The organism is Micromonospora sp. NPDC047762 (assembly GCF_043204655.1).
Taxonomy (GTDB): Bacteria; Actinomycetota; Actinomycetes; order Mycobacteriales; family Micromonosporaceae; genus Micromonospora.
On record NZ_JBIDCQ010000002.1, the window covers coordinates 127907 to 141791 of the forward strand.

Below are 13885 nucleotides of genomic sequence, written 5' to 3' on the forward strand. Positions count from 1 at the left end.
CTGGCCTCACTCAGCGGCGCGCAGCGGGGCACCCCGCTCGCGCATGAACGGGACCGGATTCACCGCGCCAGACGCGTTACGGTCGTTGCGCAGGTGCACCTCGAAGTGCAGGTGCGGGCCGGAGGAGTTGCCACTGCTGCCGACCTTGCCGATCACCTGACCGGCCGTCACTATCTGGTCCTTCTTGACGAAGGGCTGAACCACCATGTGGCAGTACCGGGTGATGTAGCCGCCGGCGTGCAGCAGGTCGACGAACCAGCCGCAGCCCCCCTTGCCGGGAAATCCGTCCACGTTGCAGTCTTCTCGGCCGCGGTCGTCCTCGTCGCAGGTGGAGACCAGCACCCGACCAGTCGCTGCGGCGCGGATCTCGGTGCCCTTGGCCGCGCCGATGTCGACTCCGTTGTGGCGGGGTCGGCTGGCGGTGCGGAAACCGGAGCCGACTCCGCCGGGGATCGGCGCGGTCCAGCCGGAGGCGGCGATCTGACCGCGTTCGGCCGCGTTGCACACCGCCTTGCCGTTGATCTCGACGGTGCGGGCCGCCCCGCCGGCCAGTGCGTCCACGATCCGGCTGGCTACCTCTTCGTGCTTGGCGTACGCGTCCGGGTAAGCGCTGACCTGGACCCGCTGCGCGACCACGGTCAGCGGTCGTTGTTGCCAGCTCCCCACCTTCACGAGCTTCTCGTAGAACTTGCGCGCCGCGTAGGCGGGGTTCAACCGCTCGGCGACACTGCCCCACCCCGGCCGTTGCTGGAACAGGCCCAGCGAGTCGTGGTCCGCGCCAACGCCCTCGTGTGACAGGGCCAGTGATTCGGGTACGCCGCTGTTGGCGAGGTTGCGCAGGGCGGACTCCTGCATCGCGGTGGCGAGAGCGACCACCCAGCCTCGCGAGGGCACGCCCATGTCCTGGCCGACCTTGATGATGATCGCGGCATTGCGGACCTGTGTGTCGCCGTACTGGGCGAATCGCGGCAGCTTGCCCGCGATGTTCACCGCTCGGACCGGCCCGCACTCCATGCCTGCCATGGTGTCGCCGTTCTCGGCGTCGTCGCCTCCGAGCCCGGTGAGGAAGAACGCCGCGGTGCCGCCGGTGCAGCAGAGCAGAAGCAGCATCCCGGTGAGCACCGCGGCGACCACACCGAGCCGGAGGGGGCCGCGGCGGGTTTTGGCGCTACCAACGTCGCTCATGGCCGCTCCCAGTCCAGAACGTCGACCAGCCAACCATCATCGGAGGTGACCAACTCCAACCGGAGCCCGCCGGCATCAAGGGGTAACAGCAACTCGACGAACGTCTCGGTCCGCTCTCGCATGGTCGGAGGACCGGTGACCTTCTCGGCCGGCACGCTCTCGGGCTCGGCGCCGGCCAACTTCTCCCTCAGCGCCGGCGTGGAAAGTGGCCGCAGACCAGCCTGCCACTCTTCGGTGGTCATCCCGGGACTGCCCAGCCATGCCTTGGCGAAGCGGTCGGCGGTCTGTTCGGGCGTGCGGGCGCCGGGCGACGTCACGGGTCGCGGCGGAGCCGCGCTGTTGAGCAGGCCGTCGTCGCCGGCCGTCGGGTCCACCGTGATGATCGGCCCATCCGGACGGCTACTCAACCCATCGGTTGAAGCACCCGGGCTGGAGATCAGCCTGGCCGCCCCGAGTACACCGACGACCACCACCCCGATCACGAGCGCTACGCCCAGCCGGGACCGCAGCGCCCGGGTGAAGAGGAATTCCAGCGCCCGTCGCATCGCCGTCACCTCGCCTCTGAGCGCACCCGAGGTCCGGTGCGATCCGGTACACGCTCGGTGGAGCCTGGGCGGTAGACCACGAACGACGGGTTCTCAGCCGGAACATCCGGCTCGGTCCAGGTCGCCGGCTGTCGGCGTCGGGGCTGCGGGGCGGTTGGGCGGCTCCGACCTCTGCCCTCCTCCGCCGGCGCCTCGTCGGGCCGCTCTCGGCCGTCGGGGCGCGCCGTGTCTGCGCGCCGGCCCTCGGCCGCGGCTGTCGGCACCGGAGCCGGGTCCTCTCGCCGCGCCTCCGGGCGTAGCCGGGTCTGTTCCGCGTTGGGTGACCGTCGACGTCCGCCCACCGGCTCGGCGGTGCCGCCCGGCTCGGCCACGTCCAGCCGAGCGGCGGTCCGCATGTCGCGGAAGAACCGGCGGTGCCAGGATCCGGCCGAACTGACCGCTTCGCTGCTGTCCTTGCCGCCGAGTTGCGTGATCCGCCGGTACGGTCGCAGCAGCAGCCACCCGACCACCCCGCAGAGCCAGACCAGCACCACCTGGAGCCAACCCGCCAGAGCAGGGGTACTCATGATCAAATCGACCGCGAAAAGGTAGATCGCGGCGCCAGTGCCGAAAATGGCGATGTTGAACACGGCGGCAACGACGGCATTGGCCAATCGGCGTAGCCCAGCGCTGGCGGGTCGCAGCAGACCGATCGTGCCGAGAATCGGGGCAGCGATCACCGCCCAGCGGAAGATCAGAAAGCCCAGCAGGACCAGCACTGACGCGGTCAGGTCGAACATCGCGAACAGCACGGCGGCGAGCACGGCGATGAAACCAGAGCCGATCCGGTCCATGTCGCGGGTGCCCGTCAGAAACTCGTACGCCTCCGGGTCCTCGGTCTTGATCTGCTCCGCGACCGTCATCCACTGCTGCTGCTTGGCCTCGATCGTCGCTGGCCGGGTGGCCGGGTTGGCCCGTAGCTTCTCGGCCTCCTCCCAGGAGAATGCCTTGGCGTCGTAGAGGGCAGGACCATACTTGCGGGCGGTCTCGCTATCCGCCGAGCCGAGCACTCCGCGCAGCCAATTGCGATAGAGCATTGCCTCGGTTGCAGTGTCGCTGGCACGAACAGCAGGCGGTCTTTTGTCCACACAAGCGTCTGGGTTGGGAACGACGCAACGATCCGCAGGGGTGTCCCGAGCTGCGGGGCCCACGGCATCGTGAACGACGCCGAGCGAGGTGATCAGGGTGCCGTCGGCGATGTTCGCCGACTTGACCGGCCAGGCCGCCAGCGCGGTGACCGCCACCATTACCAGTAGCGCCCACCCTGCCGTCGTCATTGCATTGCTCATGTCCGACTGGCGGGAGCGCCAGAGCAGGTAGAGACCCACCACGCAGAGAGTGATGATCCCGAAGACGCTGAAGACCTTCTGGTAGACCGCCTTGGTGGCCTTCTCTACCAGCGGGTCGGCCCAGTTCCACATCGAGCGGGGATCCCAGGCCCGTTCACGCAGGGCGTTTGAGGCACCCACGACGGCCGTGGCGATCATGAGCTCGCCGTTGGCGACCGTGGTGGTGAACTTGTAGTCCGGATGCAGGATGGTGGAGGCGCACCCACCGTCGACGTCGTACGTGTTGTAGCTGTAACCCCCGTAGCCGTAGTCGCTGTAGATGCCCTTCGGCCCGGGCAGCTTGGACGAATCCGGGCGAGACGCGAACCAGCCAGCCAGCCCCGAATCCGGAGCGGAAGGCACGGGTGGCTTCCGGCAATCGATTTCGGCCTTGCTGACCTGCTTCAGCTTTGCCACGCAGGTGCGGAAGTCGGCTTGCCATTCGGCGGTCGTGCAGAGGTCGGCGCGGGCCTGGGCGGTGGGCGGTGCGGCGGCTGCGGCCTCCGCACCGATCAGCGGCCAGGTGAGGGTGGCCCCGGCCAGTACGCCAAGGGCGAGCAGGAACGACGCGGTCCTTGCCCAGGCCCTAGCCATGTCACGCCTCCAGATCCGGCAGGGGGATGCTCGGCAGGACTCCGGCCGCCGCGGCGATCGCGGCTGGCGTCGTGTCGAGGTGGTCCAACAGCCCTTCGACGTATGAGACGTCGACTCGGACCTTCTGCACTCGTCCGTCGACGTCGCGCATCACGAACTCGCGGAAGCCGAGCCGGCTGGACGAGCTGGTGTCGGCGGCGGAGAGCGAGGCGAGGGTGGCCTCGTACCCGTCGTTGACCGGCACCCGCAGCAGTCGTAGCGCTTCGGAGGCGATCTCGGCGTCCTCGGCGATGCGGCCGACGAAGACGGTGGAGACGAGGTTCTGCACGTCGAGGCCGAGGATGTCGCGGGGGTTCTGGGAGGCGACCAGTGCGGCCAGGTTCCACTTGCGGGAGTCGCGGGCGAGTCGGACCAGGAAGGAGCGCCCGGACCGCCAGCCTTCCATGAAGTGCGCCTCGTCGAGGCCGACGAGTTTGCGGGACGACATTGAGCCGCCGTAGCAGCGCCGGACGGCGAGCCGGTGCGCGGTGTGCAGCATCGGCAGGGCCAGTGCTTCCTCGGCTGACCAGTACTCGCGTTCGATCTTGAGGTCGGGCAACCGTAGCCCGGCCATGGTGATCACGGTGAGTGCCGCATCGGCACCGAGCAGCCCTTCCGGCGGTCGGCCGAAGAAGAGCATGGCCAGTGGCATCTCGGCGGTGTCCAGCAGGAGGTTGGCCAGTTCCTTGCCAGCGTCGTCGTCGAGCCGTCCGAGGCAGCTCACCACGTCGTCCAGGGTGGAGGTCTCCTCGGCGGGGACCTGGCGGACCGCGTGCCGGAAGAGGGTGGCGGTCGACGCCTCCCTGGCCACCTGCGGCGGAACGAGCATCATGCAGATGTCCTGCACCAGCATCCGCCGCTCGGCCCGGGCGTTGGAGACGGCGATCTCGAACTCGCGGTCGCCGGCGGCCCCGCTGCCGAACTCGGAGCGCAGCGGCGTCGGGATCAGCGAGTAGGGCGCCAGGGTGCCGTGTTCCGAGCCGGTCAGGTTCAACACCCGGGAGTACGGCCGCAGCTCGGGCATCGCGCAGAGGCGGGCCAGCGGGCCGGACGGGTCGAGCAGGGTCACCTGGACACCTCGGCGGGCGGCCAGGTAGCCCAGGGCGCCGAGCAGGGTGGACTTGCCACCGCCCGGTTCGGCGACGAAGACCGCGAGCCCGGAGCGTTCCCGGACCTCCATGGGGAAGTGCAGGTCGAGGAAGACCGGGCGGCGGCAGGTGCCGGCGGTACGGCCGATCAGGTCGCCTCGCCGGTCGCCCACGTTGGACGCGGCCTGGGGGAGCGCGGCGGCGAGCAACGGCACCGGCATGCGCCGCACGTAGCCGGTGTTGGCGATCGGCTCGCCGGGGATGAACTCGCGGGCCAGCCAGTCCTGGTTCTTCGGGTGCTGCAGTGAGATGCGCAGCTCCCGGGAGTAGAGCTGGATGAGCCGGCGGGCCCGCTCCAGGCATTCCTCCCTGGTCCGGCCGCCGACCGCGATCCGGTGCCAGCCGTGCGCACGGGCCGAGTCGACCGGGAGACCGGTGGTCATCTCGTCGCCGATCACCAGGGCGCGCTTGGCCAGTCGTTCCAGCTCCGGGGGCGCGTCGATGCCGTGTTCGGCATAGTCCAGCTGTTGCGAGCGGATCATCCGCAGCCGGTGTTCCAGGTTACGGAAGGAGTCGCCGGAGCCGAGGATGTCGACACGGGTGGAGATCTCCATCGGCCAGGGCAGCCGCTCGTGGAAGTGCAGCCAGGGCTCGTGTCGTTCGGGGATCTCCAGCGGCTCCATCCGGCCGACGGCGAGTACGGCCACGTGCCGCTCCTCGCCGGTCATCCGGTTGACCAGCTTGACCGTCGAGCCGTACGGGGTGCGGTAGCGCTCGACCTGCTCGGTCATGGCGAGCAGGTCGCCGCGCTCCCAGCGCCCGTCGGTCACGGGGGAGAGGGTGCTCGGCGGCGACATGCACAGCGCCACCGAGCGGTAGAGCAGCCATTCCAGCTCCTGGGCGGTGACCCGTCGGCCGCGCATGCCGAATGCCCCGAGCACCTCGTCGAACTGTTCGACGGTGCGGCCGAGCTTGCGGCGCTCGCCATCGGCGGTGCCTCGCCCGAAGGTGCGCAGCAGCCGCTCGGTGAGCGAGTCGCCGAGGGAACGCCGGGCGAAGGTGACACCGAGGTAGGTCTGGCCCTCGGCGTGGTTGACCGCCATCAGGTGGCGTTGGGCGGCGACCAGGTGGTCGGCCCAGCCGGTGGTGCCGGGAACGTCGGGCAGGGGTGCCGCCGTGTGCGTGTCGATGGTGCGAGCCCACTCGTCGGCGGGGAACGGCCGGGTGGTGCGGCGCAGGTGCAGTCGGAAGCCGGCCAGGCCGGCGTACTGCTCGGAGATCGCCGACAGCAGCGCCTCGCGTTCGGCGTCCGGCCGGAACGCCCAGCGGACCTCGGGCAGCCAGTACCAGGCGGTGACGGTGTTAGGTGTGAAGGTGAGGTGGCCGGCGATCTCGGTGATGGCCAGTTCGACCGACGGATCCCGATCCCCGAATTTGATCTTCGGAGCGCGAACCCGGGTCGGCTTGATCGGTCGGTCCGGTCGGCTCGCCGTGCGCTGTCGGGGTGCGGCGACCTCCTTACCGGGGGCCGCGGTGCCGGTGCTCCTGGGTCGGTCCGGGTCGGTGGCCCGACGCGGCGTGCGCTCGAGAGCTGGCCGATTCGCAGATGTGATCATCCCCGGCTGCTCCGGCGGAGCCGTGGACCGGCTGGCGGCCGTCGGCTGGGGCTGCGCCTGAGCCGCCGGCGCCGCTGGGGGGCGGCCACTCGGCGCGGTGCTGGCGGGTCGGCGGGCGGGGCCGGCGGTCGCGGACGGACCGCCGGCGGACGGACCGGGCTCATCAGACGGACGCCCCATCGGCCGTCGATCCCCGGCCTGATGCGGCACCCGCGACTCGCTGGCCGGGTGGCCGCCCCCGTGTCGTGGGTCGACGGGTAGGCCACCGTTGTCGGCGGGGGTCCACGGTGGCTCGAGCTCGGGAACCGCGCGCGCGGGTGCCGGGCCGGCGGTTGGTGGCGGCTGATGCGGGATCGCCGGCTGCTCGCGGGTGCTCGGGCCGGCCGTGACGGCTCGCGCCGCGCCGGGTCGCCCTCCGCCGCCGAAGAGGTCCAGGAAGGGGGAGTCGATGTCGGCGTTCTCGCCGGCCGACACGGCGGTGGGCTCGGCCGGTGGCGTCCGGCGGGGGACCGGGCGGGGTGCCTGGAACACGCCGACGGCACCGTGGCCGGGTGACGTCACCAGTGCGGGGTCGAGGGCAACCTCGTCCTCGTCCTCGATGTAGTCGAACGAGTGCGCACGGTGACCGACCGGTGCGCCAGGGCGGCCGGCCGGGGAGCCCGGCGTGGAGGAGCGGCTCATGCGATCGCCTCGGCGGCTGTCGGCAGACCCATGCCCGCGTCCTGCGACGGGCCGTTCGACATACGTCCGGTCATGCCAGTTCCTCCCGAATCCTGATCCGGCTGCCGACCAGGCGCGGATCGCGCTGCTCGACCGCCGGCTCCCGGGTGCGTCGCCAGTCGGTCAGCGCGGTGCGGATGACCACCCGCGCCGGCCGATCGGGGTCGACGTGCCGGAAGATGAACGACGTGGTCACGATGGCGAGCGCGATCTCCCAGGCGGGGAAGAGCTCGACCGTCAACGTGAACAGCCAGTGGATGAACATGTAGAGGGGGACCAGCAACATGAAGAGCCCGTACTGGGCGTAGGGCAGGTGGACCGGAAGGGTGTAACCGGGCGGCCCGAGGTAGACCAGGCGGGCCCGGTAGATGTCGTCGTCGGTGCGCAGCCGCATGTGGTGAACGCGCCTATTCGAAGATCAGGTCGATCAGGTAATCGCCGACGAAGAAGAGTGTTGCCGCGCCCGCGATGAAGGCGAGCCCGACGATGGCGATCGCGGAGCTGGTCAGCACCTTGGAGATCTCGCCTCGGCTGGCACGGCCGATGAAGATGACGCCCAGGACGGCGAGCAGGATCGGCGCGATCTTGCTGGCGAAGAAGGTGACGACACCGTTGGTGTCGATCCCCTTCGGTGCCGGCTCCGCGAGTGGAGTCGACGCCAGGGTGGAGAGCGCGTGGGCGACGCCGGACGACGCCGTCTCCATGAGCTCGTAGGCGATCACTGGAACCTCCCCATAGCGCGGCCGGCGATGCCGCGGCGGTGCAATAGGCAAGCCTGGCGGGAAAAGTGCTCCACAGGGCATGGCGTTCTTGACCCTGTGTTCGTTACTCACCACGGAGGGTGGCGAGGTTTGGGCGGATTTTCCCCGCTTCGGCCCTCCCTCCAAGCTTCGCCATCTCGATGCTGGCCAATTCCAAAGCGTACGGGCCGCCCCGGATTGCGACAAGCCGCGAAGGGCCTGCCCGATACTGCCCGGATGGCCGATCGTACACCTGTTCTAATCGGCACGTCAGGGGTAGTGGTGTGGGGCCCACCCGGGTCGCTGGGCGCCGCCGCCGCGACCGGTACCGTCTAGTCGTGACCGATCTGGTGCGGGCTTCGGGCCCGGTGGTGATGGGCGTCCTCAACGTCACACCGGACTCCTTCTCCGACGGCGGACGGTACGCCGACCTGGACGCCGCCGTCGGACACGGCGTCCGTCTACGGGACGCCGGAGCGCACCTGGTCGACATCGGTGGCGAGTCGACCCGTCCGGGTGCCGCGCGGATCGACGCCGAGACCGAGGTCGAGCGGGTGTTGCCGGTCATTCGCGAGCTGACCGCCGCCGGTGTGGCGGTCAGCGTCGACACCAGCCGCGCGCGGGTCGCGGAGGCCGCCCTGGCCGCCGGCGCGGCGGTGGTCAACGACGTCTCCGGTGGCCTGGCCGACCCGGACATGGCCCGGGTGGTCCGCGACGCGCACTGCCCCTGGGTGCTGATGCACTGGCGAGGGCACTCCCGTGCCATGCGCGACCTGGCCACCTACACGGACGTGGTGGCCGACGTCCGGGCCGAGCTGTCCCAACGGATCGACACGGCGCTGGCCGCCGGGGTGGCCGCCGACCGGCTCATCGTCGACCCCGGGCTCGGCTTCGCCAAGACGGCCGCGCACAACTGGGAGCTCAGCGCCCGCCTGCCGGAGTTGCTGGATCTCGGCTACCCGCTGCTCTTCGGGGCGAGCCGCAAGTCGTACCTCGGTGGGTTGCTCGCCGCCGCGGACGGCACGCCGCGACCGACCGCCCAGCGGGAGGCGGCCACCGTGGCCACCAGTGTCCTGGCGGTCGCCGCGGGCGCCTGGGGCGTACGCGTGCACGACGTGCGGGCCACCGCCGACGCGCTCGCCGTCTGGGCGGCGACCGGCAGCCCTCGCCTGGCCGTGCCGTCGCACGACAGGAAGTTGACCCAACACGATCACGAGCATGGGGTACGGCGATGACGACGGACCGGATCCAGCTGACCGGCCTGCGGGCGCGCGGCCGGCACGGGGTGTACGACTTCGAACGCGTTCAGGGGCAGGACTTCGTGGTCGACGCCGTCCTGGAGCTGGACCTAGGCCCAGCCGCAGCCAGTGACGACGTTGCCGCCACGGTGCACTACGGCGAGCTGGCCGAACGCCTGGTCGCGGTGGTGACCGGCGAGCCGGTCAGCCTGATCGAGACCCTGGCGGACCGGCTCCTCGCGGTCTGCCTGGCCGACGTTCGGGTCGACGCCGCGACGATCACAGTGCACAAGCCCGAGGCACCGGTGCCGCACACCTTCACCGACGTGGCCGTCACCATGACCCGGGCGCGTAACCGGTGACCCGGGCGGTTCTCTCGCTCGGCAGCAACCTGGGCGACCGCCTGGAGCACCTGCGCACGGCCGTCGCCACCCTCGGCGACGCGGTGCTCGTGCTCTCCGGGGTGTACGAGACTCCACCGTGGGGCGACACCGATCAGCCCGCGTACCTCAACGCGGTGGTGCTCGTGCAGGACGAGAGCGCAACCCCGCGCGACTGGCTGGAACGGGCCCGCGACGCGGAGCGCGCGGCCGGCCGGGTCCGTGACCCGCAGCGGCGGTTCGGGCCGCGCACCCTCGACGTGGACGTGATCGCGGTCTGGGGTGACGACGACGAGCCGGTGCGCAGCGACGACCCGGAGTTGACCCTGCCGCACCCCCGGGCGCACCTGCGCGCCTTCGTGCTGCGTCCGTGGATCGACATCCAGCCGTACGGACGGCTGCCCGGTCACGGCTGGCTGACCGACCTGCTGACCACCGGCCCTGCGGCGGACGGGGCGTTGGAACTGCGTCCCCGGCCGGAGTTGGCGTTAGAGTCGACGGCATGACCGAGCGGAACCGGCCGGCATGACGCAGGCGAAGCCCCCACCCCGCGGGTCGGGCCCGGACGGGTCGCGGATGGGCCCCACCCGGATCTCGACCCTGGTCGTGGCCGGTCTGGCTGCGGCGGCGGTGGCCTGGCTGCTGATCAGCACCCTCTACTACAGCGGGATTCCCCGGCTGCCCTGGTTGCCGGTGGTGACGCTGGCCGGGCTCGCCGTGCTGGAGGCGTACGCCGCGATCAACACCCGGGGCCGGATCGAGCGCAAACCGGGTCGGGAGCCGGTCAATCCGCTGTTGGTCGCCCGCTTCGTGGTGCTGGCCAAGGCGTCGGCGCTGGCCGCCGCGATCTTCGCGGGCTTCTACGCGGGGCTCACCGGCTGGCTCTTCGTGGAGACCACCCGCGCCGCCCTGGACGATCGACCGGCCGCCGGCGGAGGCATGCTCGCCTCGCTGGCACTGGTCGGCGCCGCGCTCTGGTTGGAGCGCTCCTGCCGGGTGCCGGAACGCCCGGACGACGAGCACGAGCAGGACCCGCGGGAGAGCCGCCCCGGCCAGCGCTGAGCAGGGGGTTACGCCCGGCTGCGGTCGCGGGTACGGTGCCTGCGATCGGGGAGCAAGGGCCGCCCAGGGTCCGTCCGTGCGCCGGACTGGGGGCGGTCGGCCACTGGGGAGGCGGCGTCATGGGTTACGAAGAAGCGGGCCGGGACCGGTCGGCCGAACCCTCTTCCGGGGTGCCGGCCGCCGTTCTGGACAACGTCTTCGACGATCCCACCCACGGTGAGCCTGGCCGGGATCGGATCGGCGTACACCTGGGGTGGGAGCTGCTGCTGCTGGCCGGGCTGGCCGCCGTGAGCTGGCTGCTCTGGCGGGAGGATCCGGCCGCTGTGCGCGACGAGAACCTGCGCACGCTCCTGATCAACGCGGTCGGGCTGGGGTTGCTCGCACTGGCCGCAGGGTTGAGCCTGCGGACTGCCGCGCCGAACCTGGCCGTCGGCCCGATCGCGGTAGCCGCCGCCCTGCACTACGCCGAGCAGGGTGACAGGGGTCTGCCGGCTTCGCTCGGCCCGGCCGTGGCGGTCGCCGCGGTGGGCGGGCTGGCGCTGGCGCTGGCCGTGGTGGTGCTGCACGTGCCCGGCTGGGCGGCCAGCCTGGCCGGCGCCGCCGCCGTGGTGGTGTACATCGAACGCCGATCGGCGCCCGTGCTGGTGCAGGGCGACTACGACCCCAGCGGCAGCGCCGGTTACCTGTTCGCCGGGTTCGCGGCGGTGGCCGTCCTGGGTGGGCTGTTCGGCGCGATCCGGGCGATCCGTCGGCTCGTCGGCCGATACCGACCGATCGCCGATCCGGCCCGTCGGCGGGGCGCGGTGGCCGCCGTGGTGACCGCCGCCGCGCTTGTCGTCTCCACCGTGCTGGCCGCTCTGGCCGGCATGCTGCTCGCCGCCAACGACCCCGGGCCGGTGGCGCCCACCTCGGGGCTGGACTGGACGGTGCTGGCCGTCGGCGTGGCCCTGCTCGCCGGCACCAGCGCGTACGGCCGCCGGGGCGGTGTGTTCGGCACGCTGTTGGCGGTCGGCCTGGTCACCGTCTTCCAGGTGTACGCGTCGGAGCGCGGCTGGACGCTGAGCAACTGGGTGGTCGGTGGGGCCGCGCTCGGCGTCGGGTTGCTGGCGACTCGGCTGGTCGAGACGCTCGGGCGGCCCCGACCGGGCAGGCCCGAGCGGCCCGAGCCGGTCAGCGACGGCACGATCAGCTCGGGCTGGACCACGCCGCAGCCGCAGTCCGTCGACAACTGGCCGCCCACGCTGCCGACCCAGGCCGCGCCGCAGCCGATCGACCCGTGGCGGGATCCGCGGTGGGAGGACGGCCCGCGACGGTGGGACACCGACGAGCGGTGAGCCGCGTCGCGTCCGCCGAGCCGGAGCTGATCTCGACCGTTAGGCTCGGCGACATGACCGACTCACCTGCCGCCACCCCGGGCGGAACCTCGTTCGAGGAGCTTGACGCGCTGTCCACCGAGGAGTTGCGGGAGCGGGCGTTCGCCCGGGCCCGGGACCATCGGGACGTGGGCTTCTTCTGGTCGGTGCTGCGCCACCTGCCGAACGCGGACGAGGCAACGGTGCTGGATGGCGCCCCGAACTCGATCGGCCCGACGATCGACGAGGCCAACGCGCTGTGGCGGGAGCTTACCGGTCACGGCTACGAGGAGTCGGCGCCGCTGCTGCGGGCCGCCTTCATCGACTACCTGATGAAGCACTGAGCCGCTCGGGGCAGCCCAGGTCCGCCCGAGCCACCGGTTCGGGGCCTGGGCGGATCGCGTCGCTGGTCCACCGTTCCGGCCCGGTCAGCCGCTACGGCACGGCCGCCGGCACCGGCGCGCTCGCCGTGTTGCTGCTGGTCGGCATCTGCGGCAGTCCGGCGTACACCGGTTGGGCCGTCACCCTGACCGACCCGGATTCGGCCGGGGCCTTCTACGCGCGCCTGCTCGCCTGGCCGGCCTGGCGGCTCGACGCGGACGGGCAGGCCGGCGGGTTGTTCGCCGCCGACCTGCGAGCCGTGCTGCTGGTGGTCCTCGCCGTGGCGCTGCTCTACCTGTTGCCCGCCGCCCAGGTCGCCCGGGTGCCCGGCCCGGTCAGCCAGTTCTTCTCCGGCTGGGCCGCGTACGTGCTGGCTGGCGGGTTGGCCGCGGTGCTGGCGGCGCTGCTCGGCCCGGAACCGTCACTGCTCGGCGCGCTGCAGGACGCCAGCACCGGTGCCGGTTACGGCTTCCTCACCGGGTGGATCATCGGCATCGCCAGCCTCGGCGGTCGCGCCTGACCAGGCCGAGGCGAGGTCGGGCACGGCTGTCGTCCGGACCCGGCCGGGGCGGGTCAGCTGGTCGGGCGGCCGAGGTCGAGGAGGCGCTGCCGGCTGAGCGCGCCCACCGGCCGGCCGGCGTCGGTCACGAGGAGCCGGTCCCGGCCCGAGGTGAGCAGGACCGCCAACGCGTCGTACGCCGAGCCGTCCACGGCGACGGTGGGCAGGTCCGGTGCGGCGTCCTCGGGCACCGGCTCCAGCGTCTCCCGGTCGAGCGGGGTGACCGCCAACCGGCGGATGCCCCGGTCGGCGCCGACGAACTCGCGTACGAACGCGGTGGCGGGTGCGCCGAGCAGCGCGGCAGGGGTGTCGTACTGCTCCAGGTGCCCGCCCTCGGAGAGGACGGCGATCCGGTCACCGAGTCGGACGGCCTCGTCGAGGTCGTGGGTGACCAGCACGATCGTCTTGCGCACCTCGGCCTGGAGGCGCAGGAACTCCTCCTGGAGGCGGGCCCGGACGATCGGGTCGACGGCCGAGAACGGTTCATCCATCAACAGCACCACCGGGTCGGCGGCGAGCGCCCGGGCCACCCCGACCCGCTGCCGCTGGCCACCCGACAGCTCGTGCGGGTAGCGACCGCCGAACTCGGCCGGGTCCAGCCCGACGAGGTCGAGCAGCTCGTCGACCCGGGCCCGGGTCTGGCCCTTGGGCCAGCGGAGCAGGCCCGGCACGGTGGCCACGTTGGCCCGCACGGTCTGGTGTGGAAAGAGACCGACGTTCTGGATCACGTATCCGATTCGACGGCGCAGTCGCACCGGGTCGACGTTCGTGACGTCCTCGTCGCCGAGCGTGATGCGACCGGCGGTCGGTTCGATCAGGCGATTGATCATCCGCAGCACCGTCGACTTGCCGCAGCCGGACGGGCCGATCAGCACCACCAGCTCGCCGGCCCGGACCTCCAGGCTGAGGTCCCGGACCGCTTCGGTGCCGTTCGGGTAGCGCTTCTGGATGCCCTCCAGGGAGATCGACGCCGCGCGAGGGGATTGGGCCACGTCGGCAGCCTCCGGGGTAACGTCCAC

Annotated in this window: 14 protein-coding genes; 7 read left to right on the forward strand and 7 right to left on the reverse strand. The window is 71.7% G+C overall.

Annotated elements, in window-relative coordinates; translation table 11 throughout:
• Positions 1 to 6 precede the first annotated feature (6 nt).
• The 6 genes from ACGF3C_RS06080 to ACGF3C_RS06105 form a co-directional block, all read right to left on the reverse strand.
• Positions 7 to 1185, reverse strand: a complete 1179-nt coding sequence (locus tag ACGF3C_RS06080; protein WP_393219303.1) for a M23 family metallopeptidase — start codon at positions 1183 to 1185, stop codon at positions 7 to 9.
• On the reverse strand, positions 1182 to 1739 hold the full coding sequence (locus ACGF3C_RS06085; protein WP_357227718.1) for a hypothetical protein: 558 nt from the start codon (positions 1737 to 1739) through the stop codon (positions 1182 to 1184). Before ACGF3C_RS06085 ends, ACGF3C_RS06080 begins: the two co-directional genes overlap by 4 nt.
• Positions 1736 to 3691: an MFS transporter gene (locus ACGF3C_RS06090; RefSeq protein WP_393219307.1), complete on the reverse strand. Its 1956-nt coding sequence runs from the start codon at positions 3689 to 3691 to the stop codon at positions 1736 to 1738. Before ACGF3C_RS06090 ends, ACGF3C_RS06085 begins: the two co-directional genes overlap by 4 nt.
• Before the next feature lies 1 nt (position 3692).
• A complete protein-coding gene (locus ACGF3C_RS06095; RefSeq protein WP_393219310.1) occupies positions 3693 to 7115 on the reverse strand; it encodes an ATP-binding protein in 3423 nt (1140 codons plus the stop codon).
• A gap of 70 nt (positions 7116 to 7185) precedes the next feature.
• Positions 7186 to 7548, reverse strand: coding sequence for a hypothetical protein (locus ACGF3C_RS06100; protein WP_053654782.1), 363 nt, complete (start codon positions 7546 to 7548; stop codon positions 7186 to 7188).
• A gap of 13 nt (positions 7549 to 7561) precedes the next feature.
• The gene (locus ACGF3C_RS06105) at positions 7562 to 7876 is read right to left on the reverse strand and encodes a hypothetical protein (RefSeq protein ID WP_357202093.1); all 315 of its coding nucleotides are present in this window, start codon (positions 7874 to 7876) and stop codon (positions 7562 to 7564) included.
• A 356-nt stretch (positions 7877 to 8232) separates the two neighbouring features.
• Here ACGF3C_RS06105 and folP point away from each other — a divergent pair, with 356 nt between their 5' ends.
• The 7 genes from folP to ACGF3C_RS06140 all read left to right on the forward strand — a co-directional run bounded on the left by folP (position 8233) and on the right by ACGF3C_RS06140 (position 12827).
• The gene (gene folP, locus ACGF3C_RS06110; RefSeq protein WP_357222742.1) at positions 8233 to 9129 is read left to right on the forward strand and encodes a dihydropteroate synthase; all 897 of its coding nucleotides are present in this window, start codon (positions 8233 to 8235) and stop codon (positions 9127 to 9129) included.
• Positions 9126 to 9494 carry a dihydroneopterin aldolase gene (folB, locus tag ACGF3C_RS06115; protein ID WP_393219315.1) on the forward strand — a complete coding sequence of 123 codons (369 nt, stop codon included), beginning with the start codon at positions 9126 to 9128 and terminating at the stop codon, positions 9492 to 9494. The genes folP and folB overlap by 4 nt, the downstream gene beginning before the upstream one ends.
• Positions 9491 to 10018 (forward strand): 2-amino-4-hydroxy-6-hydroxymethyldihydropteridine diphosphokinase, encoded by a 528-nt coding sequence (gene folK / locus ACGF3C_RS06120; RefSeq protein ID WP_393219318.1) that lies wholly within the window; start codon positions 9491 to 9493, stop codon positions 10016 to 10018. The genes folB and folK overlap by 4 nt, the downstream gene beginning before the upstream one ends.
• A gap of 19 nt (positions 10019 to 10037) precedes the next feature.
• Positions 10038 to 10574 carry a DUF3180 domain-containing protein gene (locus ACGF3C_RS06125; protein WP_393219322.1) on the forward strand — a complete coding sequence of 179 codons (537 nt, stop codon included), beginning with the start codon at positions 10038 to 10040 and terminating at the stop codon, positions 10572 to 10574.
• Between the two features lie 119 nt (positions 10575 to 10693).
• A complete protein-coding gene (locus ACGF3C_RS06130; protein WP_393219325.1) occupies positions 10694 to 11908 on the forward strand; it encodes an ABC transporter permease in 1215 nt (404 codons plus the stop codon).
• A 53-nt stretch (positions 11909 to 11961) separates the two neighbouring features.
• On the forward strand, positions 11962 to 12270 hold the full coding sequence (locus ACGF3C_RS06135) for a hypothetical protein (RefSeq protein WP_357222730.1): 309 nt from the start codon (positions 11962 to 11964) through the stop codon (positions 12268 to 12270).
• 125 nt (positions 12271 to 12395) lie between these two features.
• Positions 12396 to 12827, forward strand: coding sequence for a hypothetical protein (locus ACGF3C_RS06140; protein ID WP_393219328.1), 432 nt, complete (start codon positions 12396 to 12398; stop codon positions 12825 to 12827).
• A 53-nt stretch (positions 12828 to 12880) separates the two neighbouring features.
• On the opposite strand, the gene ACGF3C_RS06145 is transcribed toward ACGF3C_RS06140, so the two are convergent.
• Positions 12881 to 13885 carry an ABC transporter ATP-binding protein gene (locus ACGF3C_RS06145; RefSeq protein WP_393219331.1) on the reverse strand — a complete coding sequence of 335 codons (1005 nt, stop codon included), beginning with the start codon at positions 13883 to 13885 and terminating at the stop codon, positions 12881 to 12883.